This is a genomic window from Pseudomonas sp. P4_C4, from assembly GCF_056402055.1.
In genome coordinates this window covers 1-24,452 of sequence record NZ_JBFUID010000077.1, presented here as the reverse complement: position 1 = coordinate 24,452, position 24,452 = coordinate 1, and the positions used below count along the sequence as shown (strand labels likewise).

The 24,452-nt window shown below is 60.6% G+C and carries 23 protein-coding genes; 7 read left to right on the top strand and 16 right to left on the bottom strand.

Annotated features, from left to right (window positions below; genetic code table 11):
* Window positions 1–3 precede the first annotated feature (3 nt).
* The 3 genes from cueR to AC1DXW_RS27710 form a co-directional block, all read right to left on the bottom strand.
* The gene (cueR, locus tag AC1DXW_RS27720) at window positions 4–429 is read right to left on the bottom strand and encodes a Cu(I)-responsive transcriptional regulator (RefSeq protein WP_477760722.1); all 426 of its coding nucleotides are present in this window, start codon (window positions 427–429) and stop codon (window positions 4–6) included.
* On the bottom strand, window positions 426–2,819 hold the full coding sequence (locus AC1DXW_RS27715; RefSeq protein WP_477756149.1) for a heavy metal translocating P-type ATPase: 2,394 nt from the start codon (window positions 2,817–2,819) through the stop codon (window positions 426–428). Before AC1DXW_RS27715 ends, cueR begins: the two co-directional genes overlap by 4 nt.
* A gap of 215 nt (window positions 2,820–3,034) precedes the next feature.
* Window positions 3,035–3,418, bottom strand: coding sequence for a hypothetical protein (locus tag AC1DXW_RS27710; protein WP_477756150.1), 384 nt, complete (start codon window positions 3,416–3,418; stop codon window positions 3,035–3,037).
* Window positions 3,419–3,565: 147 nt separating this feature from the next.
* Between AC1DXW_RS27710 and AC1DXW_RS27705 the strand changes: the two genes are divergently transcribed.
* Window positions 3,566–3,763: a heavy-metal-associated domain-containing protein gene (locus AC1DXW_RS27705; protein WP_477756151.1), complete on the top strand. Its 198-nt coding sequence runs from the start codon at window positions 3,566–3,568 to the stop codon at window positions 3,761–3,763.
* Between the two features lie 90 nt (window positions 3,764–3,853).
* Window positions 3,854–5,050, top strand: coding sequence for a multidrug effflux MFS transporter (locus tag AC1DXW_RS27700; protein WP_477756152.1), 1,197 nt, complete (start codon window positions 3,854–3,856; stop codon window positions 5,048–5,050).
* A gap of 8 nt (window positions 5,051–5,058) precedes the next feature.
* On the opposite strand, the gene AC1DXW_RS27695 is transcribed toward AC1DXW_RS27700, so the two are convergent.
* Together AC1DXW_RS27695 and AC1DXW_RS27690 are read right to left on the bottom strand one after the other, a co-directional pair.
* Complete coding sequence (locus tag AC1DXW_RS27695) at window positions 5,059–5,232, bottom strand: hypothetical protein (RefSeq protein ID WP_007996470.1); 174 nt, start codon at window positions 5,230–5,232, stop codon at window positions 5,059–5,061.
* Window positions 5,233–5,483: 251 nt separating this feature from the next.
* Entirely contained in the window at window positions 5,484–6,497 is a 1,014-nt protein-coding gene (locus tag AC1DXW_RS27690; RefSeq protein WP_477760721.1) for a zinc-binding alcohol dehydrogenase family protein, read from the bottom strand.
* Window positions 6,498–6,622: 125 nt separating this feature from the next.
* Between AC1DXW_RS27690 and AC1DXW_RS27685 the strand changes: the two genes are divergently transcribed.
* Both AC1DXW_RS27685 and AC1DXW_RS27680 read left to right on the top strand, forming a co-directional pair.
* Window positions 6,623–7,552 carry a LysR family transcriptional regulator gene (locus AC1DXW_RS27685; RefSeq protein WP_477756857.1) on the top strand — a complete coding sequence of 310 codons (930 nt, stop codon included), beginning with the start codon at window positions 6,623–6,625 and terminating at the stop codon, window positions 7,550–7,552.
* Window positions 7,553–7,868: 316 nt separating this feature from the next.
* Window positions 7,869–8,603, top strand: coding sequence for an ArsR/SmtB family transcription factor (locus AC1DXW_RS27680; RefSeq protein WP_477756682.1), 735 nt, complete (start codon window positions 7,869–7,871; stop codon window positions 8,601–8,603).
* Window positions 8,604–8,727: 124 nt separating this feature from the next.
* Here AC1DXW_RS27680 and AC1DXW_RS27675 read toward each other — a convergent pair whose 3' ends face one another.
* From AC1DXW_RS27675 to AC1DXW_RS27655, 5 genes are all read right to left on the bottom strand, one after another.
* Window positions 8,728–9,681 carry an adenosine deaminase gene (locus AC1DXW_RS27675; protein WP_150727777.1) on the bottom strand — a complete coding sequence of 318 codons (954 nt, stop codon included), beginning with the start codon at window positions 9,679–9,681 and terminating at the stop codon, window positions 8,728–8,730.
* Between the two features lie 166 nt (window positions 9,682–9,847).
* The gene (locus AC1DXW_RS27670) at window positions 9,848–10,930 is read right to left on the bottom strand and encodes a BMP family ABC transporter substrate-binding protein (protein ID WP_477760720.1); all 1,083 of its coding nucleotides are present in this window, start codon (window positions 10,928–10,930) and stop codon (window positions 9,848–9,850) included.
* Window positions 10,931–11,258: 328 nt separating this feature from the next.
* A complete protein-coding gene (locus AC1DXW_RS27665) occupies window positions 11,259–12,617 on the bottom strand; it encodes an 8-oxoguanine deaminase (RefSeq protein WP_477760719.1) in 1,359 nt (452 codons plus the stop codon).
* Between the two features lie 247 nt (window positions 12,618–12,864).
* On the bottom strand, window positions 12,865–13,554 hold the full coding sequence (locus AC1DXW_RS27660) for an SDR family oxidoreductase (protein ID WP_477756712.1): 690 nt from the start codon (window positions 13,552–13,554) through the stop codon (window positions 12,865–12,867).
* A 19-nt stretch (window positions 13,555–13,573) separates the two neighbouring features.
* Window positions 13,574–13,930: a MerR family transcriptional regulator gene (locus AC1DXW_RS27655; protein WP_477756714.1), complete on the bottom strand. Its 357-nt coding sequence runs from the start codon at window positions 13,928–13,930 to the stop codon at window positions 13,574–13,576.
* A gap of 82 nt (window positions 13,931–14,012) precedes the next feature.
* On the opposite strand from AC1DXW_RS27655, the gene AC1DXW_RS27650 reads away from it, so the two are divergent.
* Window positions 14,013–14,453, top strand: a complete 441-nt coding sequence (locus AC1DXW_RS27650) for a hypothetical protein (RefSeq protein ID WP_477760718.1) — start codon at window positions 14,013–14,015, stop codon at window positions 14,451–14,453.
* 62 nt (window positions 14,454–14,515) lie between these two features.
* Here the strand turns inward: AC1DXW_RS27650 and AC1DXW_RS27645 are convergent, their stop codons facing one another.
* The 6 genes from AC1DXW_RS27645 to AC1DXW_RS27620 form a co-directional block, all read right to left on the bottom strand.
* Window positions 14,516–15,442 carry an ABC transporter permease gene (locus AC1DXW_RS27645; RefSeq protein ID WP_477755399.1) on the bottom strand — a complete coding sequence of 309 codons (927 nt, stop codon included), beginning with the start codon at window positions 15,440–15,442 and terminating at the stop codon, window positions 14,516–14,518.
* A complete protein-coding gene (locus AC1DXW_RS27640) occupies window positions 15,442–16,548 on the bottom strand; it encodes an ABC transporter permease (RefSeq protein ID WP_477755398.1) in 1,107 nt (368 codons plus the stop codon). The genes AC1DXW_RS27645 and AC1DXW_RS27640 overlap by 1 nt, the downstream gene beginning before the upstream one ends.
* Window positions 16,549–16,559: 11 nt before the next feature.
* Window positions 16,560–18,125 (bottom strand): ABC transporter ATP-binding protein, encoded by a 1,566-nt coding sequence (locus AC1DXW_RS27635; RefSeq protein ID WP_477760717.1) that lies wholly within the window; start codon window positions 18,123–18,125, stop codon window positions 16,560–16,562.
* A 547-nt stretch (window positions 18,126–18,672) separates the two neighbouring features.
* Entirely contained in the window at window positions 18,673–19,254 is a 582-nt protein-coding gene (locus tag AC1DXW_RS27630; RefSeq protein WP_477755396.1) for an IMPACT family protein, read from the bottom strand.
* A gap of 18 nt (window positions 19,255–19,272) precedes the next feature.
* Entirely contained in the window at window positions 19,273–19,923 is a 651-nt protein-coding gene (locus AC1DXW_RS27625; RefSeq protein ID WP_477755395.1) for a TetR/AcrR family transcriptional regulator, read from the bottom strand.
* A gap of 89 nt (window positions 19,924–20,012) precedes the next feature.
* Entirely contained in the window at window positions 20,013–20,933 is a 921-nt protein-coding gene (locus AC1DXW_RS27620; protein ID WP_477755394.1) for a LysR family transcriptional regulator, read from the bottom strand.
* A 138-nt stretch (window positions 20,934–21,071) separates the two neighbouring features.
* Between AC1DXW_RS27620 and aptA the strand changes: the two genes are divergently transcribed.
* Complete coding sequence (gene aptA / locus AC1DXW_RS27615; RefSeq protein WP_477755393.1) at window positions 21,072–22,421, top strand: omega-aminotransferase AptA; 1,350 nt, start codon at window positions 21,072–21,074, stop codon at window positions 22,419–22,421.
* A 177-nt stretch (window positions 22,422–22,598) separates the two neighbouring features.
* Window positions 22,599–24,092, top strand: a complete 1,494-nt coding sequence (locus AC1DXW_RS27610; protein WP_102702272.1) for a CoA-acylating methylmalonate-semialdehyde dehydrogenase — start codon at window positions 22,599–22,601, stop codon at window positions 24,090–24,092.
* The last annotated feature ends 360 nt before the right edge of the window (window positions 24,093–24,452 follow it).

Below are 24,452 nucleotides of genomic sequence, written 5' to 3'. Positions count from 1 at the left end.
CTCCTACAGGGAGTTGCAGTGGTTGGTAGGGGCGGCACAACACCCCGACTCCAGATTCTTCAGAATCGGGCAATCCGGCCGATGATCGCCCTGACAGTGCTCAACCAGGTCCTGCAAGGTGTCGCGCAACTGACCCAGCTCGCGGATCTTCTGGTTCAACTCATCGATGTGCTGGCGGGCCAACGCTTTCACATCGGCGCTGGCGCGCTGGCGGTCTTGCCAGAGGGTCAGCAACTTGCCGACTTCTTCCAGGGAAAACCCCAGGTCCCGCGAGCGCTTGATGAACGCCAGCGTGTGCAGGTCGTCATCGCCGTACACCCGATAACCGCTGTCGGTGCGATGGGCCGCCTTGAGCAGGCCGATGGATTCGTAATAACGGATCATCTTTGCGCTCAGGCCGCTGTGGTGGGCCGCTTGGCCGATGTTCATCGGTTGTCCTCCAGGTCCTTGGGTTTCCAGGTTTTCAACAGTAGCGCATTGCTCACCACGCTGACGCTCGACAACGCCATGGCCGCACCGGCCAGCACCGGATTGAGGAAGCCGAATGCCGCCAATGGAATGCCGATCAGGTTATAGACGAACGCCCAGAACAGGTTCTGGCGAATCTTGGCGTAGGTCTTGCGGCTGATCTCCAGTGCTGCCGGCACCAGCCGTGGATCGCCGCGCATCAGGGTGATGCCGGCCGCGTGCATGGCGACGTCGGTGCCGCCACCCATGGCGATGCCGATGTCGGCGGCGGCCAGTGCCGGGGCGTCGTTGATACCGTCGCCGACCATCGCCACCACCCCGGTTTGTTTCAGTGCAGCGACTGTGGCGGCTTTGTCCGCCGGCAGCACTTCGGCGTGCACATCGTGGATGCCCAGTGCCTCGGCCACCACCTTGGCGCTGCCGCGATTGTCGCCGGTCAGCAGATGGCTACTGATGTTCCGTGCGCTCAGTTGTTGTACCGCCTGCAGCGCGCCGGGCTTGAGGGTGTCACCGAAGGCGAACAGGCCCAGCACCTGCGGTTTTGGGGATTGTTCGATCAGCCAGGACAAGGTCCGGCCTTCATTTTCCCACGCGATTGCCGAGTCGGCCAACGACCCGGCATTCAAGCCGCTTTCCTCCAGCAGACGCCGATTGCCCAGCGCCAAACGACGACCATCGAGGCTGCCGGCGATGCCGCGCCCGGTCAGGGACTGGCTGTCGCTGACATCGGCCACGGTCAAGCCGCGATCGTTGCACGCATCCAGCACCGCCTTGGCCAGCGGATGCTCACTGCCGCGCTGCAAGGCACCGGCCCATTGCAGCAAGGTGGCTTCGTCACCGTCGATAGCGCTCAAGTGGGCGATGCGCGGGGTGCCCGAGGTCAGGGTGCCGGTCTTGTCGAACACCACCGAACTGACTTCATGGGCACGCTCCAGCGCCTCGACATCCTTGATCAGAATCCCGTAACGCGCCGCGACGCCAGTGCCGGCCATGATCGCCGTCGGCGTGGCCAGGCCCAATGCGCAAGGGCAGGCGATCACCAACACCGCAACGGCATTGATCAGTGCGGTTTCCATCGGCGCGCCATACAGCCACCAGCCGATCAGGGTCGCCAGGGCAATCAGCAGCACGGTGGGCACGAACACCTGGCTGACTTTATCCACCAGTTTCTGGATCGGTGCTTTTGCGGCCTGGGCGTCTTCTACCAGACGGATGATCCGCGCCAGCACGGTTTCCGCACCGAGGGCCTGGGTACGCACCAGCAACCGGCCTTCACCGTTGATCGCGCCGCCGGTGACTTTGTCGCCGGGCTGCTTGGGCACAGGCAGGCTCTCGCCACTGATCAGCGCTTCGTCGGCGTGGCTCTGGCCTTCAATCACTTCGCCGTCTACCGGGAAGCGTTCACCGGGTTTGACCATCACCAGATCATTGAGGCGCAGGGCGCTGATGGCGACGTCTTGCTCGTGGCCATCGAGCGCCCGAATCGCCCGTTCCGGGCGCAAGGCTTCGAGGGCGCGGATGGCGCTGGCGGTCTGGCGCTTGGCGCGGCTTTCCAGGTACTTGCCCAGCAGCACCAGCGCGATCACCACCGCTGAGGCTTCGAAGTACAGATGCGGCATGCGCCCGGCGGCGGTGGCCCATTCGTACACGCTCAAGCCATACCCGGCGCTGGTGCCCAGGGCGACCAGCAGATCCATGTTGCCGGCCCCGGCGCGCACGGCTTTCCAGGCGGCGACGTAAAACCGTGCACCGAAGATGAATTGTACCGGTGTGGCCAAGGCGAATTGCGCCCAGGCCGGGAGCATCCAGTGCACGCCGAATGGCTGTAGCAGCATCGGCATTACCAGCGGCATGGCGAGGGCAATGGCGAAGATCAAGGCCAGGCGTTCGCGGTGCAGGCGCTGTTGCTGATTGCCGGTTGGCGGGTGTTCGGCTTCCCATACGCTGGCGGCGTAACCGGCCTTGGTCACGGCCGCGATCAAGGTTTGCGGATCGATCTGGCCGAGCAGTTCAAGGTGGGCACGTTCGTTGGCCAGGTTAACGCTGACGCTTTTTACTCCCGCAACCTTGCCCAGCGCGCGCTCGACCCGGCCGACGCAAGACGCGCAGGTCATGCCGTCGATGCTCAGTTCCAGGTTGTGCTGCGGCACGCTGTAGCCGGCCTTGGCTACGGCATCCATCAAGGCAGGCAAGCTGTCGCTGGGTGCCTGCACCCGCGCCTGTTCAGTGGCGAGGTTGACGCTGACGGCACTGGCGCCAATGACTTTGCTCAAGGCGCGCTCGACCCGTCCGGCGCAACTGGCGCAGGTCATGCCGGCAATCGGCAGGTCGAACGTGGTGGATTCGGACATCGGTCGCACTCCCTGTAGTAGATGACCACAGGATCAACCTTGCCATGCTGGCAAGGTCAAGTGCCAATCTGATTTGGGAGTCCCCCGGGATCTGTGCCTGGCCGCGATCCCTTGTGGGAGCGAGCTTGCTCGCGATGGCGGTGTGTCAGACGATGTGGATGTTGGATGTGCCGGCCCAATCGCGAGCAAGCTCGCTCCCACAGGGGGGACGGGTGTCAGTAGCCGAGACCGGCGCGCTTGAGGTACATCCCTTCCTGCGTCATCGCGATCCGGTACTTGAGCACATCCCCGGCCTTGAGCTGGATATCCTGTGAACCCGGCGCGAGCATGCCCGGAGTGCAACCCGGCACCTGGCCCGGCAGCAGTTTGAGGCGCAGCGAGACGATGCCCGGCGGCAGGTTGAACGAGGTGCTCTGTTCCTGAAACAGCCGCGCCGCCAATTGATCCTGGATGTACACACCGATTTCGCAACTGGTCGCGACTTCCAGGCGCTCGCGGGAAATGATCAGCACGCCATAATCCTGACCGGCAGCATTGGCCGAAGGCACGGCGGCGAAAAGGCTGAGAAAACCAAACAGGCTGAAAACTGACCAGCGCATGGCTGAATCTCCTGAGTTCGAGTCATTGATGGACGCAGCTTGGCCGAGCGTCGCGCCGATTGCCAGCCCGGCAGCTAGCTTCAGAACTTGACCTTGCCATGGTGGCAAGCTCAAAACTGGGTTCAACCTCGGAAAAGGAGTCATCCCATGCAAGTGTTCAACGTTGAAGGCATGTCTTGTGGTCACTGCGTCAAGGCCATCACTCAGGCGGTCCAGGCCAAAGACCCGGCGGCCAGTGTGCGGGTTGATCTGGCGGCCAGGGAGGTCGGTGTCGAAAGTGCGCTGACCGCCCAGCAAGTGATCGAGGCGATCAGCGAAGAGGGTTACGGCATCAAACTGGTCTGAATTTGATAGTTAGCGAGCTACCGGAATGTTCAAGGCGTCCATGTGCGGCTAGACTGTCGGGCTGCCGACTTCTGCCCCACTGGATGCCTGATGAACTTGCGTACCATTCTGATACTTGGCGCCTTGAGCGCTTTCGGTCCGCTGGCGATCGACTTCTATCTACCAGCCTTCCCGGCCATGGCTCTGGCTTTCGGGACGGACGAAAATCACGTTCAGATGACGTTGGCGGCGTACTTCCTTGGCTTGTCCATCGGTCAGTTGGCCTATGGTCCGGTGGCGGATCGTTTCGGGCGACGCATTCCGTTGCTCACCGGTGTCGGCCTGTTCACCGTTGCCTCCGTGGCGTGCGCCTATGCGCCGAATCTGGAATGGCTGATCGGCGCGCGTTTCGTCCAGGCGCTGGGCGGCTGCGCGGGGATGGTGATTTCCCGGGCGGTGGTCAGCGACAAGTGTGATGCGGTGGGTTCGGCGAAAGTCTTTTCGCAACTGATGCTGGTGATGGGGCTTGCCCCCATCCTCGCGCCATTGCTGGGTGGGTTGTTGGTCAATACCACAGGCTGGCAGTCGATCTTCCTGGCCTTGACCGCTTTCAGTGCGCTGGCGGGGCTGGCGGTGGCGACGGGATTGCCGGAAAGCATGCCGGCCCACATACCGCGTCAACCGTTGTCGGGTGCGCTGCGTCAGTACGGCCGGTTGCTGGCTGACCCGATATTTCTCGGCCATGCCTTGACCGGGGGCATCGCCATCGCCGGGATGTTTGCCTACATCGCCGGCTCACCCTTCATCATCATCAAGCTCTACGGCGTTCCAGCCGAGCATTTCGGCTGGCTGTTCGGCACCAATGCGGCGGGTTTCATTCTGGTGGCTCAGGTCAATGCGCGGTTACTGGCCAAACGTGGCCCGATGTTCTTGCTGGCGCGCGCGGTGTGGGTTTATCTGGCGGCCGGCTTGACCCTGCTCGCTGTCAGCTCCCTGCACCCGGCACACCTGTGGCCGCTGCTGATTCCATTGTTCATCTGTATCGCCAGCCTCGGTTGCATCAGTCCCAACGCCGCGGCCTGCGCGATGAGCGGGCAGGGCGGACGGGCCGGCAGCGCGTCGGCGCTGCTCGGCTGCCTGCAATTCAGCGTGGCTGCCGGTGCCTCTGCGCTGGTGGGCGTGCTGCACGACGGTAGCGCCGTGCCGATGGCCATGGTCATCAGCCTGTGTGGAATTCTGGTGGTGAGCGCGGCGATGTTCACCCGGCGCTTGCAAAATGCCCGGGCGCTGGCGCAAGCCCAGGTTTGAGGCCGGAGTCAGCCGGCTGCACGCTGCGGGTGGAGGACGGGAATGGGGTGAGGGGCCTGGATGCGGGCTTCAAGAGTACGGGTGAAAGCGCGAGCTTCTGCTTCGCTGCGGAACGTCACAGCATGTTGGTCTAAGCGAACTTGCCACTGGGACTTTGCCAGTTCTTTTATCAGGATCTTCATAGCTGAACTCCTCTCGTAAAGGATGTCTCGTAAAAGATGTCTCGTAAAAGGCTGCCTCGCAGGAGATTCGATTGTAGTCCTGAATACGAGCACCATTGTGACAAGGGTCAACTGTCGGACTGACGGTTTGTAACTAAAAAAAACACGGCTTTTTGATGGCACCCACAGGGGGCGTCTGCGACCGGGACGTCCCGGTCGCAGACGAAAAAACGCAGAAGGCGATGAAATCAGCGATGGTTTTTTTCAGCGCCTCAGAACCCTTCCAGCACAATCTTGCCCTTGGCTTTGCCACTCTCCAGCAGGGCATGGGCACGGCGCAAATTGGCTGCATTGATCGTGCCGAAGTGTCCGCCCACCGTGGTTTTCAGGGTCCCGGCATCGATCAGCCAGGCGACGCGATTGAGCAGGTTGTGCTGCTCGATCATGTCCGCGGTTTCAAACAGCGAACGGGTGTACATGAACTCCCAGTGCAGTGACAGGCTCTTGCGCTTGAGCTTGGTCACGTCCAGCGACTTGGGGTCATCGATCAGCGCCAGCTTGCCTTGGGGCGCCAATGCCTCGACCAGTTGGTCCAGGTGCTGATCGGTCTGGGTCAGGCTGGCGACATGGGTGACCTGATCCACACCGGCATGCTTGAGTGCTTCGCTCAGTGGCTGGCTATGGTCGATCACCAGATCGGCGCCCAGCTCTTTCACCCAGCTTTGGGTCTGCGCACGCGAAGCGCTGCCGATGACTTTCAGGGCCGTCAGTTGGTGAGCCAGCTGCGTAAGCATCGAGCCCACGCCACCCGCCGCGCCGACGATCAACAGGCTCTGGCCTTCGTCGGTTTTGCCTTCGCGCACTTGCAGGCGCTCGAACAACAGTTCCCACGCCGTGATCGCGGTGAGTGGCAGGGCCGCGGCCTCGGCGAAACCAAGGGTCTTTGGCATGTGGCCGACGATGCGCTCGTCCACCACATGCAACTCGCTGTTGCCGCCCGCACGCGCGATGGAGCCGGCGTAATACACCTTGTCGCCGGCCTGGAACAGCGTCACCTCACTGCCCACCGCCTTGACCACACCGGCCACATCCCAACCCAACACCTTGGCCGCGCCACCTTCGGGCTGGACGTTCTGGCGCACCTTGGTGTCCACCGGGTTGACCGAGATGGCTTTGACTTCTACCAGCAAGTCGCGGGGACCGGCAACCGGGTCCGGCAATTCGATGTCTTGCAGAGCTTTGTCGTCACTGATCGGCAAAGAGGCGTAGTAGGCAATGGCTTTCATGGGCGGCTCCTGAACACTAATAGAGAAGAGATTCGATGGGGCAGATGATTGGCTATTTCTCCCGAAGATAAAACCGGCTAAAAGAGCAGTCTCTTTCAATATTTTTTTGATAATCGGTGCTCTTGATGCTGCGTTTCGATGACTTGCAGTTGTTTGTCCGGGCGGCGGACCTGGGCAGTCTGTCCGCCGCCGCGCGGGGCATGGACATGTCGGCAGCCGTGGCCAGTGCGGCGCTCAAGCGCATCGAACAGCAACTCGGTGCCCGTTTATTGGCCCGTTCGACCCGCAGCCTGCGCTTGACCGCCGAAGGCGAGGGCTTTCTCGAATATGCCCGCGCGGCCCTGAGCAATCTAGACGAGGGCCGGCGATTGCTGGCCAGTGGTCAGGATCAGGTCAGCGGGGTTCTGCAACTGTCGGCGCCATCGGACTTTGGCCGCAACCTGCTGCTGCCCTGGCTCGACGAGTTTCAACGCGAACATCCGAAACTGACCGTGCGCCTGCTGCTGGGGGATCGCATCGCCGACCTGTTTCGCCAACCGGTAGACATTGCCCTGCGCTACGGTGAACCGGAGGATTCCAGCCTGGTGGCGCTGCCCATCGCCCCGCAGAACCGCCGGGTGTTGTGCGCCGCTCCCGGCTATCTGGCTCGGCATGGCGAGCCGCGGCATCTGGAGCAACTGGCACAGCACAATTGCCTGTTGTACATGCTCGGCAGCCGGGTCCACGACCACTGGAGTTTTCACGACGGCAAACGTGAAGTCAGCCTGACCGTCAGCGGTGATCGCTTCAGTGACGATGCCGATGTCGTGCGCCTTTGGGCCGTGGCAGGTGCCGGGATCGCTTACAAGTCCTGGCTCGATGTGGCCGCCGATGTACTGGCCGGCCGCTTGAAGGTGCTGATGCCGGAACTGCTCTGTGAGCGCGCCCCGCTGAATCTATTGTGCGCCCATCGCGCGCAATTGAGTAAGCCGGTGAATCTCTTGCGTGAAATGCTTGTCAGCCGATGTGAACTTTTGAGCAGTCAATTTCCAGGTTTTTCGGATATCGATCATTAGTCGCACGAAAAAAGAGAAATTTCTCTCAGGAACGATCACCACCTATGCCGGGCGGAGGACAGGATCCCGCGACCAACCCGCATATACTAGCGCCCTCATCATGTAGGTAGCGTCGATCCCCCAATGGCGGGTCCACGTTCGAGTCGGTCCGGCTGCACGGTCATCCTTCTGGCCTTCGCAGCGTCGGCCAGGCAGCGCAAATGAGTGAGCAAGGCGTCGCCGGGTTTATGACAGTCTCCACGGATTGGCCGACGACACATTACTGGTCAAGATGTTTCTGGGCAGTAAACGAAACGATTCAACAGGGAGTGAATACATGGAACATGCACCTTGCATCAGCCAGATCGCCACATTGCTGGCTGACCCAAAGCGCAGCGCAATGATGTGGGCCTTGATGGATGGTTCGGCGCGAGCAACCGAAGAGTTGGCATTGCTGGCTGGCCTGTCACCGTCTTCGGCCAGTGCACACCTGGGACGTTTGTCCGCTGGAGGTCTGCTCAAGGTTGAAAGCCGCGGCCGCAAACGCTTCTTCCGTCTGGCCGCGCCCGAGGTCGGGGCGGCAATCGAAGCACTGGCCAGCGCGACCTTCGCCAGCGCACCCCAGGGTATTCCGGACGTATTCAAGCGCAATGCGCCTCTCGTCAAACCCCGGGCGGTGCGTTCGTCATTGCTGAGTGCCCGACTGTGCGACGATCACTTGGGGGGCACCCTGTCCGCCGATCTGTATCAGCGACTGCTGGAGGCAGGCTGGATCGAACAGTTTGATCAGCGGGTCACGGTCACGCTCAAGGGCGCGACGGGGTTGGCGGCACGGGGAGTGTTCATCCAGGCGCTGGCCCATCACAACGGCAGGGTTGCCTGCGCATGCCCTGACTGGAGCGAAAGACGCCCGCACATGGGCGGCTCGCTGGGCGCGGCATTGTTGCAGCTGTTCATGCAGTCGGGGTGGTTGAGCCTGCCCAACGATTCCCGAGCCTTGCAGGTGACGGCCTCCGGCCAACGCGAGATCCATCGCTTTGCCCAGGAAACCGAACTGGAAATGGCGCTTTAAAACCTTACCCCAATCTGTAGGAGCTGGTTTGCCAGCGAAGACGGCGCCACATTCAGCATCATGGTTGAGTGGGGGGGCGCCTTCGCTGGCAAGCCAGCTCCTACAGTTGGATTTGCGGTGCTGCCTAGGGTTTCACCAGCCGCGCATCGAGGCTGTTCTGCGCCAGGCGTTTGGCCTGATCCTGAGTCATGCCCAAGTGGGTGTGCAGCGCATGGAAGTTCTCGGTGACATAGCCACCGAAGTACGCCGGGTCATCGGAGTTCACGGTCACTTTTACGCCGCGCTCCAGCATGTCGAGAATGTTGTGCTGTGACATGTGATCGAACACGCAAAGCTTGGTGTTCGACAACGGGCATACGGTCAGCGGGATCTGCTCGTCGATGATTCGCTGCATCAGGCGTTCGTCTTCGATGGCGCGCACGCCATGGTCGATACGCTGGATTTTCAGCAGGTCGATGGCTTCCCAGATGTACTCGGGCGGGCCTTCTTCGCCGGCGTGGGCTACGGTCAGGAAGCCTTCGTGACGGGCGCGGTCGAACACGCGCTGGAACTTGCTCGGCGGGTGGCCCATCTCGGAGCTGTCCAGGCCCACGGCGACGAACGCATCGCGGAACGGCAGCGCCTGGTCAAGGGTTTTCTGCGCTTGGTCTTCGCTCAGATGGCGCAGGAAACTCAGGATCAAACCACTGGTGATACCCAGTTGCTGCTCGCCATCCTTCAGCGCAGCGGCGATACCGTTGAGCACCACTTCGAACGGGATGCCACGGTCGGTATGGGTCTGCGGGTCGAAGAACGGTTCGGTGTGAATCACGTTCTGCTCTTTACAGCGCAGCAGGTACGCCCAGGTCAGGTCATAGAAATCCTGGGACGTGCGCAGCACATCGGCACCCCGGTAATACAGGTCGAGGAACTCCTGCAGGTTGTTGAAGGCATACGCCTTGCGCAAGGTTTCGACGTCGTTCCATGGCAGGGCAATCTTGTTGCGCTCGGCCAGGGCGAACAACAGTTCGGGTTCCAGCGAGCCTTCCAGGTGCAGGTGCAATTCTGCCTTGGGCAGGGCGTTCAGCCAGTCGTACATAATTCTTTTCTCATCAGGTGCAATGGTCGCCATTCTACAGAGGGTTGCCGCAACAATTGGTAAAACCTGACCAGGCGGTTCATCACACCGCTTTCAGTTCCCGTCGATAAGCGTAGGTATCGGCGAAACGCGAGAGCAGGAACTCGGCGCAAGTGGTGGCCGGGAATTACTTCGGCATCTCGGCCTTCATGCCTTCCACGTAGTAATTCATCGACGCCAGTTCCGCCGTGGTAGCGCTTACGCCTGCCGGGATTTTCTCGACTCCCGCCTGATCCTTGATTGGCCCGGTGAACAGTTGCAGCGCACCGCTCTTGATGTCGGCGATGAGCTGCTCGGCTTCGCTCTTCACCGTCGCCGGCACCAGATCGCTGATCGGCAGCTCAACGGTGCCTTCTTTCAAACCGCCCCAGTAGTCCAGGGATTTCCAGTCATGGTCGATCACGCTTTGGGTCGCCTGAATGTAGTGCGGGCCCCAGTCATTGACGATGGAGGTCAGCACCGCTTTCGGTCCGAAGTGCGCCATGTCCGAAGCGTAGCCCACCGCATACACACCGCGACGTTCGGCGGCCTGGATCGGGGCGGGGCTGTCGGTGTGCTGGAACACCACATCCACACCCTGATCGATCAACGCGTTGGCGGCATCCGCTTCCTTGCCCGGATCGAACCATGAGTTGACCCACACCACCTTGATCTCGGTGCCGGGGTTGTACTTGTTCAGGGCCAGCTGGATGGCGTTGATGTCGCGGATCACTTCCGGGATCGGGAACGAGGCGACGTAGCCGACTTTTTTGGTCTTGGTCATCTTCGCCGCAAGGAAGCCGCCGACGTAGCGGCCCTCATAAGTGCGCGCCAGGTAAGTGCCGAGGTTCTTGTCCTGCTTGTAGCCGGTGGCGTGTTCGAAGGTCACCTTGGGAAACTGTTTGGCAACTTTCACCGTCGGGTTCATGTAGCCGAAGGAGGTAGTGAAGATCAGGTCGTATTTGTCCTTGGCCATGTTGCGGATCACCCGCTCGGCGTCGGCGCCTTCGGCGACGTTTTCCACGTAGTTGGTGGTGATCTGCGCACCGAATTTTTCTGCCAGTTCCTTGCGCCCCTGTTCATGCTGATACGTCCAGCCGTGGTCACCGATCGGACCGATATAGACGAAGCCGACTTTCAGCGGTTCGTTGGCACTGACGGTCAGACCGGCGCTCAGACCGATGGCCGCCGCAACGGCGCAAAGCAGCTTCTTCAACGGACGGTTGTGCATGAATTGGAACTCCATTTTGTTGTGAGGTTGGCTGGGCTCTCGGGCTTGCACAGAGCAATGCAAATTGCTGACCAACAAGACAACAAAACATGAATCCGCGGTGATGACATCGCGAGCTGGCTCGCAATGGGTCTTTGAAGTCCGATAAAAGTGCATGCCCTTGCACGGCTGCCACCCACTGGTGCGCCAATCCAGATGGCCTTGACCCTCCACAAAACCAATGTGGGAGCGAGCTTGCTCGCGATAGCGGTGTGTCATTCACAAAATATGTCGACTGACATGCCGCCATCGCGAGCAAGCTCGCTCCCACAGTTTTGATCTGGGTGTGTCAGACCCCGGCGATCAACTGCCGAGCCGCCTGGCTGTGATCGGCAATCAACCCCTTCAGATCCAGCCCTTCGACCTGCCCATCGATCACCCGCCACTTGCCGCCGACCATCACCCGGTCCGCGCGATCGGCGCCGCACAGCAGCAGTGCCGAGACCGGATCATGGCTGCCGGAGAAGCGCAGTTCATCCAGCTTGAACAGGGCCAGGTCGGCCTGCTTGCCCACGGCCAGTTCACCTATATCGGTACGCCCCAACAGACTGGCCGAACCTTTGGTCGCCCAGCCGAGCACGCGCTCTGGGGTGATCTTCTCGGCGCCGTAGCGCAGGCGCTGGATGTACAGGGCCTGACGTGCTTCGAGCATCATGTTCGAGGCATCGTTGGACGCCGAGCCGTCCACGCCCAAACCCAGCAAGGCACCGGCATCGGTCAGATCGATACTCGGGCAGATGCCCGAGGCCAGGCGCATGTTCGAACTCGGGCAATGGCAAATACCGGTGCCGGCGCCACCGAGACGGGCGATTTCATCCGGGTTGAAATGGATGCCATGGGCCAGCCAGGTACGCGGGCCGAGCCAGCCTACGCTGTCCAGATAATCCACGGTGCGCAGGCCGAAGCGTTGCAGGCAGAAATCTTCTTCGTCGAGGGTTTCTGCCAGGTGGGTGTGCAGGCGCACGTCGAGTTTGTTCGCCAGTTCGGCACTGGCCGACATGATTTCCGGTGTCACCGAAAACGGCGAGCACGGTGCCAGGGCGATCTGGATTTGCGCGCCGTCACCACGTTCGTGGTACTCGGCGATCAGCCGCTGGCTATCGGCGAGGATCACTTCGCCTTCCTGCACGGTTTGTTGCGGCGGCAGGCCACCATCCTTTTCACCGAGGCTCATGGAACCGCGGGTCAGCATGGCACGCATGCCCAGCTCGCGAACGCTTTCGACTTGTACGTCGATCGCGTTTTCCAGACCTTCCGGGAACAGGTAGTGATGGTCGGCGGCAGTGGTGCAACCGGACAGCAGCAATTCAGCCAACGCGACCTTGGTGGCGAGGGCGAGTTTTTCCGGCGTCAGGCGTGCCCAGACCGGGTATAGGGTTTTCAGCCAGGGGAACAGCGGCTGATTGACCACCGGCGCCCAGGCGCGGGTCAGGGTTTGATAGAAGTGGTGATGGGTGTTGATCAGACCCGGCAGGATCACATGCTCGCGGGCATCGAACACTTCGTTGCACGGTGCGGACGGTTGTTGACCGGCGCCGAGCACTTCGACGATCAAACCGTCTTGCAGCACCAGACCGCCACGGGCATCGAGACCGTTGGCCGTGAAAATGGCGAGGGGATTTTTTAACCAGGTACGGGTCGCAGGCATGTTGGCCGGCTCCTCTGAAAGTTGGGTTCAGGGTTGCCAGCTCAGTGTTGCCCTGTCTGCTGATCCAGGTTCGCCGGGGAGGCGAGGTGCGCAGTGTCGATCAAAACGCTCTGGCGGGCAAGCCCGACCCGACCAGACGAAGAGTAACCCCTGTAGGAGCGAGCTTGCTCGCGATGGAGTATCAGCTACATAGCTGTCGGCTGACACACCATCGCGAGCAAGCTCGCTCCTACAGTAAGGATGGCGTTTACCAGGGAATGGTTTCACCCCGGTAGTTGATGAAATGATGCCCGCCCTGGCCGACATACGCATTCACCTGATCCACCAGACCACGGGTGCTGGTTTCCACGTCGATGTCCGCGCCGTCACCCCCCATGTCGGTTTTCACCCAGCCCGGGTGCAGCGACAGCACGGTGAGTCTGGTTTCGCCCAACTGAGTGACGAAGCTGTTGGTCATGGAATTCAACGCCGCCTTGCTGGCCTTGTACAACGCCAGCTCCGGCGCATCGGGCATGGTCACGCTGCCCAGCACTGAGCTCATGAATGCCAGCACGCCGGTGTCCGGGCGCAGTTGCTCGACAAAACGCTGGGCCAGGTTGAGCGGCGCCACGGCGTTGGTGAAAAACAGCTGACCGACGTCGGCCATTGTCGCGCCACCGTTCGGCGTCTGCACCTCCGGTCCCTTGACCCCGGCATTGACGAACAACAGGTCAAACACTTCGCTCTTGAGTTGCTGGCTCAGGGTGGACACCGCTTGCTGATCGTCCATGTCGAGCTTTTCGATCCGCACCTTGCCCAGGGCCTGCAAGGCTTCGGCTTTTTGCGGATCGCGCACGGTGGCGGTGACTTGCCAGCCATCGGCCAACAGGGTTTTAACCAGCCCGAGGCCAAGCCCCCGGGAGGCGCCGATGATGAGTGCGGTTTTTGCCTTGGACATGAGTGGCTTCCTTGAAAGTTCAGGATCGTGGATTCAATGGACACTGTTGCCCGAGCCGTTGTTGCAACTCGCCGCGCAGCGCGCCGAGTTCGGCCATGCGGGCTTCGATCAGTTTGAGTTTGTCTTGCAGCAGTTGCGTGACGGCGCTGTCCGGATCGGGCGACTGCCAGATTGCAGCGACGCTGTTGCCGATCTCGCCGAGGGTAAAGCCCAGCCGTTGTGCGGTCTTGATGTACTGCACCAGTTGCACCATGTCTGGCGGATAGTCGCGATACCCGTTGGCGCTGCGTTGCGCCGCGATCAATCCGCGCTGCTCGTAAAAGCGTAGCGTGTCGCGGCTGACGGCGCTGGCCTGGGCTAATTCACCGATGCGCATCATCGCGTCTCGAGGGGGCTTGACCCTGGAGCATACTCCAGGCTTTAGCCTTGTTGCTCCCTGAATTGATGGAGCAATGTCGATGTGGACTACAACGCAATATCGCCGGTTGGTGCAAGGCAGTGCCTGGTATGACCTGATCGTGACAGTCGCGTTTGTCACGCCGTGGAGTTTTGCGGCGTTGCATGGGGTTTTGACGGGGGTGAGTCAGGCGTTGAGTTTGCCCGGTGAGCTGCCACTGTTCGAACCGGTGCACATGTTGATAGCGAATCTGTTGGGGTCGATTGTTTGCGTATGGGCGGTGTTGCGGATTCGTGATCCGCAGCAGGTTTTCGGGCGGTATGACGCCGTGGCCAGATTCCTGTTCTCGGTTTGGCAGGCTTATGCGCTGATCCATGGCGCGAGTTCGATTCTGGTGGTTTTTCTGGTGTTTGAATTGGCGTGGGGCATTGCTCAGGTGTTGCCTGTGCGGACGCAATCGCGAGCAAGCTCGCTCCCACAGGGTCTGCGCCAGGCACATTAATTGCGCAAGACGCGGTTATGTGGGAGCGAGCTTGCTCGCGATGAGGCCAGACCAGTCAATCACTAATGCCCAGCCTGCCACGGCTGCCCCAACGACACCGGCGCATACAACCGTGTCCGCAGCGCATCCCGTGACAGCAGCACCAGCACCACAATGGTCGCGACATACGGCAGCATCGCCAGCAGACTGGACGCAATTGCCAGCCCCAACCCCTGCGCCACCAGGTGCAGGATGCTGGCGAGCCCGAACAGGTACGCGCCGAGCAGCAGGCGCCACACCCGCCAACTGGCGAACACCACCAGCGCCAGGGCAATCCAGCCGCGCCCGGCGCTCATGTTCTCCGCCCACATCGGCGTGTACGCCAGGGACAGATAAGCCCCGGCCAACCCTGCCATTGCGCCGCCGAACAACACCGCCAACGTGCGTACAACCAAAACCGGCAAGCCCATGGCGCTGGCGGCGTCGGGATTTTCGCCGACCGCTTGAATGATCAGCCCGATGCGGCTTTTCAGAATCACCCAGGCCACCAATGCAAACAACGCGAACGACAGATACACCAGCAGATCCTGGGCAAACAGCATCCGTCCGATCAGCGGGAGCTCACTCAAATACGGAATCGCCATCGGCTCGAAACCCGCCAGCGGTTTGCCGACCCACGCCGCACCGACAAAGGTCGACAGGCCCACACCGAAAATCGTCAGGGCTAGCCCGGTGGCCACCTGATTGGCGTTGAACACCAGAGCCACCAAGGCAAAGAGAGACGACAACAGTATCCCGGCAAGCATCGCCAGCAACACGCCGAGCCACAGGTTTGCGGTGTTGAACGCGACGATGAAACCGATCACCGCGCCAAACAGCATCATGCCTTCCTGGCCCAGGTTGAGGACGCCGCTTTTCTCGCAGATCAGTTCCCCCAGCGCCACCAGCAGCAACGGCGTACCGCAGCGGACCATGGCGTAGAAAATATTGCTCAGCAGATCGATATCCATCACAGCGCTCCTGCTTGTACGGCGGTGGCTTGGGCGCGACGGGTCCGGCGCAGGTTCAAGCGCGGTCGGTAGAGAATCAGCACATCACTGGCCAGCAGGAAAAACAGCATCATGCCCTGGAACAATTGGGTAATCGCTTGCGGCAGGTTCAGGCTCATTTGTGCGCTTTCGCCGCCGATGTACAGCAGCGCCATCAACAGGCTGGAAAACAGGATGCCGACAGGATTCAGGCGGCCGAGAAACGCCACGGTGATCGCCGCATAGCCGTAGCCCGGCGAGACCTGCGGCACCAGCTGGCCGATGGGGCCGGTGACTTCGCACACACCCGCCAGCCCAGCCAGGCCACCGCTGATCAACAGCGCGAGCCAGATCAGGCGCTTCTCGCGAAAGCCGACAAAACCGGCGGCACGTTTGTCCAGCCCGAGCACTTTGATCTGAAAACCGACAAAGCTTTTTTGCAACAACACCCAGACCGCCACCAACGCGAGCAGGGCGAGATACACTCCGGCATGCACCCGGCCATCCTCCATCAACAGCGGCATGCGGCTGGCGTCACCGAACATCGCTGACTCGGGGAAGTTGAACCCGGCGGGATCCTTCAAAGGGCCGTGAACGCAGAACAGCAACAGGTTCAGTGCGATGTAGTTGAGCATGATGCTGGTCAGGATCTCATTGGCGTTGAAGCGCGTGCGCAACCACGCCGTCAGGCCGGCCCACGCGGCACCCGCCAGGGTGCCTGTGAGCAGGATCAGCACCAGCGCCCAGCGGCTTTGCATATCGATGATGTTCACCGCCAGCGCACTGCCGGCCAACGCGCCGAGCAGCAGTTGACCTTCGGCACCGATGTTCCAGATACGCGCCTGATACGCGACGGCCAGGCCCAGGGCGCAGAGCAGAATCGGCAGGGCTTTGACCAACAGTTCAGAGACGCCGTACAGGTCGCTGACCGGTGCGATAAGCAGCGTGTGCAAGGTCAGTAGCGGGTCGTGCCCGAGCGCGATAAAAAACAGTGATCCACAGCCCAGGGTCAGGACAGCCGCCAGCAACGGCGAGCACCACAGCATCAGGCGCGATTGCTGGCCACGGGGTTCAAGAGAAAGCAGCATGTGACACTCCGTTAGCGCGTGGCGGATGCGAGTGATTGAGGGGCACCGAACTGGCCGGCCATCCAGCCGCCGACATCGCTCAGGCGCGTATCCACTGTGGCGTGGAGCGCCGACAGCCGACCGCCGCACAAGGCGCCGAGGCGGTCGCTGATCTGGAGCAGTTCGTCGAGGTCTTCGGAAATCACCAGGATCGCCGCGCCGGCATCGCGCAAGGCAATCAAGGCGCGATGAATGGTGGCGGCGGCGCCGACATCCACACCCCAGGTTGGATGCGCGGCCACCAGCAGTTTCGGTTGCTGAAGGATTTCCCGGCCGAGGATGAATTTCTGCAAATTGCCTCCGGACAGGCTGCGGGCCGACACCTGGCTATCGGGTGTCTTGACGCCGAAACGGTGGATGATTTCCTCGGCCAGTGCTTCGACTTTGCCGCGCTGAATCAGGCCGTTACTCACCAATCCCTGCTGGAAAGCGGTCAGCAGAGTGTTGTCCGCCAGGCTCAGCTCCGGCACCGCGCCATGACCCAAGCGTTCGGCGGGGACGAACGCCAGGCCGAGTTGGCGGCGAGCATCGGGACGCAAATGGGCGACTGGCTCCTGGCCAAATCGGATCGTCGCGCTGGCGTTGCGGGGCAGCAGTGCTTCGCCACTGAGCAAGGCCAGCAACTCATCCTGGCCATTGCCGGCGACACCGGCGATGCCGACAATTTCACCGCCGCGCACTTCAAGGTCGATGTTGGCAAGCGAGCAGCCGAACGGGTCCGGGTTGTGCCAGGACAAGCCACGGACATCAAGGAACGCATCACCTCCAGTAACCTTCGGATAGTCTGCGATCAACTCCGCTGCTTCACCGACCATCAAGCGCGCCAGTTGCTGATCCGAACACTCGGCCGGCACGCAATGCCCGGCCACCCGACCGCCTCGTAAAACTGTTGCGCTGTGGCACAACGCGCGGACTTCCCCGAGCTTGTGACTGATGAACAAAATGCTGCAGCCGTCGGCAGCGAGCCGGCGCAGGGTGACGAACAAGTCGTCGGTCTCTTGCGGCGTCAGCACCGAAGTCGGCTCATCGAGAATCAACAGGCGGATGTCCTGCATCAGGCAACGAATGATTTCCACCCTTTGCCGTTCACCGATCGACAGGCTGTGGACAAGTCGCTCCGGTTCCAGCGCCATGCCGTAGCGGCGGGACACTTCGCGAATCTTCGGCTCAAGCTGTTTGGGTGTGCCTGCCGCCGCGCCCATGGCCAGGGCAATGTTCTGCGCCACGCTCAGGGTTTCGAACAGCGAAAAATGCTGGAACACCATGCCGATTCCCAGACCGCGCGCCTGGGCCGGGTTGCGCAGGCTCACCTGCTGACCTTGCCAGATCACCTCGCCCGAATCGGCGTGGGTGACGCCGTAGATGATCTTCATCAGCGTGCTTTTGCCCGCGCCGTTTTCGCCGAGCAGGGCATGGATCTCGCCAGGGGCAATGGACAGGTCGATGGCGTCGTTGGCCAGGCAACCGGGGTAGCGTTTTGTGATTTTGCGCAGTTGCAGGCGCGGAATCGGATCAGGAATTGGAGCGAGATTGGGCATGACAGGCTCGGTGCTGTTGGACTTGTGCCTGTGGATAAAGCAATTTTCTGGCCACTTGGTCAGGAAAACTTCGAAGTCCTGTGAGCCGAGGCGTTGAGTACGCAGCTTTCAAATGTGCCACGCAGAGCCCGGCACCACATGGGGGCAATGGTGCAAATCAAGCCCTGATTTTGCTCGTGCGCTTTTGCTCAAAAAATGAGCAACTGACCACAAGCCATACCGTGCAGGGCGCCGAGACGGCCATGAACGGGTTATCCACAGATTGCTCCACAGTATTTGTGCGCAAGCTCAAAGCACGGGCATAAGCACTGAGTGGCTTTCTTCTAAAGGCGATAAACCGTCGTAACTGTTTGTTTTTATTTGTATTTGATTTGCTTGATGGCGGATTGGACGAAAATTGAACAAAGTTCGCAAAGCCGTATGACACAAGGGTTACAGCCGTATGTGCTCAGGTTATCCACAGCCGGGTGCACAGCAGATGTGGGCAAATATGGAATAAGTGGAAAAGCGGCGTGCCCCAAAAAATTGCAGCCTGTGCGGAAGCCTTTTAGCGCTGTAACAAAATGCGTCCGCGACTCAAATCGGCCAGTTGTGACTGCAAGGTGTCGATCTGCGCATCGCCCACAGCCAATTGCAACTCGACACCATTGGCGGTGAAGGTTTCATCCACAACCAATCCACCTGCCTCCGCCACCCGCAGCTTGACCAGGGCCAACTCGGCAAATCCGCAAGCGCAACGCAGCGGCACCCGGCTGATCAGCTCAATCTTTGGCGCCGCTTGCAGGCATTTATTTGCACCACCGCCATAGGCCCGGGCGAGCCCACCGGTGCCCAGTTGGATGCCGCCATACCAGCGAATCACCAGTACCGCGACCTGATCGCAATCCTGCGCTTCGATCGCCGCTAGCATCGGCCGGCCGGCCGTACCGCCGGGCTCGCCATCATCAGTGCTGCGATACTGATCGCCGAGTTTCCACGCCCAGCAGTTGTGCGAGGCATTCAAGTCACTGTGCTGTTCAATGAACGCCTGGGCCTCGGCCGGGCTGGAGACTGGCGCGGCGAAGGTAATGAAGCTGCTCTTGCGAATCTCTTCGCGGTATTCGTAAAAACCGCTGAGGGTAAAAGGCATACGTACCTGAATGGCTACTTAAATGGCAGGTTGCAGGCCGCAGCCCTTGAGAATGATGCGGATCAGGTTGTCCCCGGCGTCTTCCATGTCCTGTTTAGTCAACCTGGTGCGCCCGGTTACGCGGCAGATCTGCGTGGCGAAATCGGCGTAATGCTGGGTGCTGCCCCACAACAGGAAGATCAGGTGCACCGGATCGACCAGGTCCATTTTACCGGCGTCGATCCACGCCTGGAACACGCCCGCACGGCCCTGAAACCAGGCGCGATAATCCTGGTTGAAGTACTCGGTCAGGCATTCACCGCCACTGATGACTTCCATGGCGAAAATCCGCGAGGCTTGTGGCTGGCGTCGGGAGAACTCCATTTTCGCGCGGATGTAACGAGTCAATGCTTCGCTCGGATCGTCTTCGGCGGTGAGGGTGTTGAAGGTGCTGTCCCACAACTCGATGATGTTGCTTAGCACCGCCACGTACAAACCGAGTTTGTTGGTGAAGTAGTAATGCAGGTTTGCCTTGGGCAACCCGGCATTCTGGGCAATGGTGTTCATGCTCGTGCCTTTGTACCCGTGACGGGCGAACTCGTCTTCGGCGGCTTTGATGATGGTCTCTTCGTTTTTCTGACGAATGCGGCTGACGGGTTTGCCGCCGTGGGCTGGGACTTCAAAGGTCATAAGCATTTCCGAACTGATGGGTGGGACGGCCAGTGCGTTGATAGCGTACCCACCGGATTCAGACAAGTCCTTATGTGGCGCAAGGATCATTAACGCGTCGCGGCCAGGCTCTCGAGAAAACTCTCCAGCACCAGATGCGGGCGACGCCCCTTGCGTGTAACCGACGCCAGGCTGAGGTCATAGAAGCGCGTTTTCGCTTTCAACGCGCGCAACCGACCTTGCTGCACCCAAAGACCCGCGTAGTGATCCGGCAGGTAACCGATGTAGCGCCCGGTCAGGATCAGGAACGCCATGCCTTCGCGGTCCGAGGCACTGGCGGTGCAATTGAGCGCCTGGTAGTGAGCCTGGATCTCCGCTGGCAAACGGAAGGTGGGTGCGATGGCGTCCTGACTGTTCAGGCGTTCGTCGTCCAGTTGCTTGTCATCGACATAAAACAGCGGATGGCCGACCGCGCAGTACAACAGCGATCGCTCGCTATACAGCGGTTGATACTCGAGCCCCGAGAGCGCACTGGCCTGCGGCACCACGCCGACGTGCAGGCGACCGTCAAGCACGCCTTGTTCGACCTCATTGGGCGCGATCATGCGGATCTGGATCTGCACGTCCGGACCGCGCTCTTTCAATTGCGCGAGGGCATGGGTGATGCGCATGTGGGGCAGGGTGACCAGGTTGTCCGTCAAGCCAATGATCAACTCGCCGCGCAAGTGCTGGTGCAGGCCATTGACCTCGGTGCGGAAGCTTTCCAGCGCACTTAACAGTTGCAGCGCCGATTGATAGACCTCGCGGCCTTCTTCGGTCAGGGAAAACCCGGCACGTCCCCGTTGGCACAGGCGTAAACCGAGGCGTTGCTCCAGATCGCTCATCTGCTGGCTGATCGCTGAGCGACCGATGCCCAGCACGGTTTCCGCCGCAGAGAAGCCGCCGCATTCCACCACGCTGCGGAAAATCCTCAGCAGGCGGATATCAAAGTCGCTGACCTGGGCCAGCGGATCGGGACGGCGAGTGCTCATGCGGGTTACTCAAAGTTTAGTGGTTGGCTGACTGAACATTAGAAAAGTTGGATTTCACCGACTTTATCCCCGTGGCAATTTAGCTGCAACAACGGTTTTCAATCCTTACGCCGCTTATTGCCTTGCGAGGTTACGCCCATGAACCAGCCTGAAAACGCCCCGACTTCCCTGGCCAGCCAGCTCAAGCTCGATGCTCACTGGATGCCTTACACCGCCAACCGTAACTTCCAGCGCGACCCGCGCCTGATCGTTGGCGCCGAAGGCAGCTGGCTGATCGACGACAAGGGCCGCAAGGTATATGACTCGCTGTCCGGTCTGTGGACCTGTGGCGCCGGGCACACCCGCAAGGAAATCCAGGAAGCGGTCTCCAAGCAATTGGGCACCCTCGACTACTCGCCAGGTTTCCAGTACGGCCATCCGTTGTCCTTCCAGCTGGCTGAGAAAATCACCGACCTGACCCCGGGCAACCTGAACCACGTGTTCTTCACCGACTCGGGCTCCGAGTGCGCTGACACCGCTGTGAAGATGGTCCGTGCTTACTGGCGCCTGAAGGGCCAGTCGACCAAGACCAAAATGATCGGCCGTGCCCGTGGTTACCACGGTGTGAACATCGCCGGCACCAGCCTCGGCGGCGTGAACGGCAACCGCAAGCTGTTCGGTCAGGCGATGATGGACGTCGACCACCTGCCGCACACTTTGCTGGCAAGCAACGCTTATTCCCGTGGCATGCCGGAGCAGGGTGGTATCGCCCTGGCTGACGAACTGTTGAAGCTGATCGAACTGCACGATGCGTCGAACATCGCGGCGGTCTTCGTCGAGCCATTGGCCGGTTCCGCTGGCGTGCTGGTTCCACCACAGGGTTACCTCAAGCGTCTGCGTGAAATCTGCGACCAGCACAACATCCTGCTGGTGTTCGACGAAGTGATCACCGGTTTCGGCCGTACCGGCACCATGTTCGGCGCCACCACCTTCGGCGTGACCCCGGACCTGATGTGCATTGCCAAGCAAGTCACCAACGGTGCGATCCCGATGGGCGCGGTGATTGCCAGCTCCGAGATCTACCAGACCTTCATGAATCAGCCGACGCCTGAATACGCGGTTGAATTCCCCCATGGCTACACCTATTCCGCGCATCCGGTGGCTTGCGCCGCGGGCCTGGCAGCACTCGACCTGCTGCAAAAGGAAAACCTGGTGCAGAGCGTGGCTGAAGTCGCACCGCATTTCGAAAATGCGCTGCACGGCCTCAAAGGCACCAAGAACATCATCGACATCCGCAACTTCGGCCTGGCTGGCGCGATCCAGATCGCCCCTCGTGACGGCGATGCGATCGTGCGTCCGTTCGAAGCCGGCATGGCGCTGTGGAAAGCCGGGTTCTACGTGCGCTTCGGCGGCGACACCCTGCAGTTCGGCCCAACCTTCAACAGCAAGCCGCAGGACCTGGATCGCCTGTTCGACGCGGTCGGCGAAGTGCTGAGCAAGATCGACTGATTTGACAAAACACCTGTAGGAGCGAGCTTGCTCGCGATGGACGTTAACGATGATGCGGGCTGCCTGGATGAACGCGGCGCCCTCACTATCTTCGCGAGCAAGCTCGCTCCTACAAAAGCTATCTATATAGCAGGCACCCGTTGAAGGGCACCTGTGGACAACTTTTCAGGAGCTTCCATGAGCGTTATTCCGCATTTGATCAATGGCGAACTGGTGACTGAGAACGGTCGTGCGGTTGATGTGTTCAACCCGTCTACCGGCCAGGCTATTCACAAGTTGCCGCTGGCGACCCGCGAAACCATCCAGAGCGCCATCGACGCCGCCAAGGCTGCATTCCCGGCCTGGCGCAACACGCCACCGGCCAAGCGGGCCCAAGTGATGTTCCGCTTCAAGCAACTGCTGGAACAGAACGAAGCGCGCATCTCGCAATTGATCAGCGAAGAACACGGCAAGACCCTGGAAGACGCCGCTGGTGAACTTAAGCGCGGTATCGAGAACGTCGAGTTCGCTTGCGCGGCGCCGGAAATCCTCAAGGGCGAATACAGCCGCAACGTCGGCCCGAACATCGATGCATGGTCGGACTTCCAGCCACTGGGCGTGGTGGCCGGTATCACGCCGTTCAACTTCCCGGCCATGGTGCCGCTGTGGATGTACCCGCTGGCCATCGTCTGCGGCAACTGCTTCATCCTCAAACCGTCCGAGCGTGATCCGAGCTCGACGCTGCTGATTGCCCAGTTGCTGCTGGAAGCTGGTTTGCCCAAAGGCGTACTGAGCGTGGTGCACGGTGACAAGACTGCAGTGGACGCATTGATCGAAGCGCCGGAAGTCAAGGCACTGAGCTTCGTCGGTTCGACCCCGATTGCCGAATACATCTATAGCGAAGGCACCAAGCGCGGTAAACGCGTTCAGGCCCTGGGTGGTGCGAAGAACCATGCGGTGCTGATGCCGGATGCAGATCTGGACAACGCTGTCAGCGCACTGATGGGCGCGGCTTACGGCTCTTGCGGTGAGCGCTGCATGGCGATCTCCGTGGCCGTGTGTGTCGGCGACCAGGTTGCCGATGCTCTGGTGGCCAAACTGGTTCCGCAAATCCAGGCGCTGAAGATCGGTGCCGGTACTTCCTGCGGTCTGGACATGGGCCCTCTGGTTACTGGTCAAGCGCGGGACAAGGTCAGCGGTTACGTGGAAGACGGCGTAGCAGCTGGCGCGACACTGGTAGTGGACGGTCGTGGCCTGACCGTGGCCGGTCATGAGGACGGCTTCTTCCTGGGTGGCTGCCTGTTCGACAACGTCACGCCAGAAATGCGCATCTATAAGGAAGAGATCTTCGGGCCGGTATTGTGCGTCGTCCGGGTCAACAGCCTGGAAGAGGCGATGCAACTGATCAACGATCACGAGTATGGCAACGGCACCTGCATCTTCACCCGTGACGGGGAAGCGGCGCGCCTGTTCTGCGACGAGATCGAAGTCGGCATGGTCGGCGTCAACGTACCGCTGCCGGTGCCGGTGGCTTACCACAGTTTTGGTGGCTGGAAACGTTCGCTGTTCGGCGACCTGCATGCCTATGGCCCGGATGGTGTACGTTTCTACACCCGCCGCAAGGCCATCACCCAGCGCTGGCCGCAGCGTGCGAGCCATGAGGCTTCGCAGTTCGCTTTCCCTAGCTTGTAAGTAGAAGGGTAAAGAAGGCCGACCCAACGGGTCGGCCTTTTGTTTTTGGGGCTTTTTTAGCTATATGACAGTTTTGTGAAAATAGCTGTTGACGGCAGATTCTGGAAGCCTATAATTCGCCCCACTTCCGGCGCAGTCGAAACGGAAACTCCTTGGTAAACAATGAGTTATGCAGTTTTCGGCAGCAGGTTGCTTCAGGTCATCGAAGCCAAAAGGGAGTTGAAAAAGAGGTGTTGACAGCAGCGTGTAACGCTGTAGAATTCGCCTCCCGCTGATGAGAGATCTGAAGCGCAAGTGGTTGAAGTTGAAAAGGAAACTTGGAAAGCTTCTGAAAATAATCACTTGACAGCAAATGAGGGG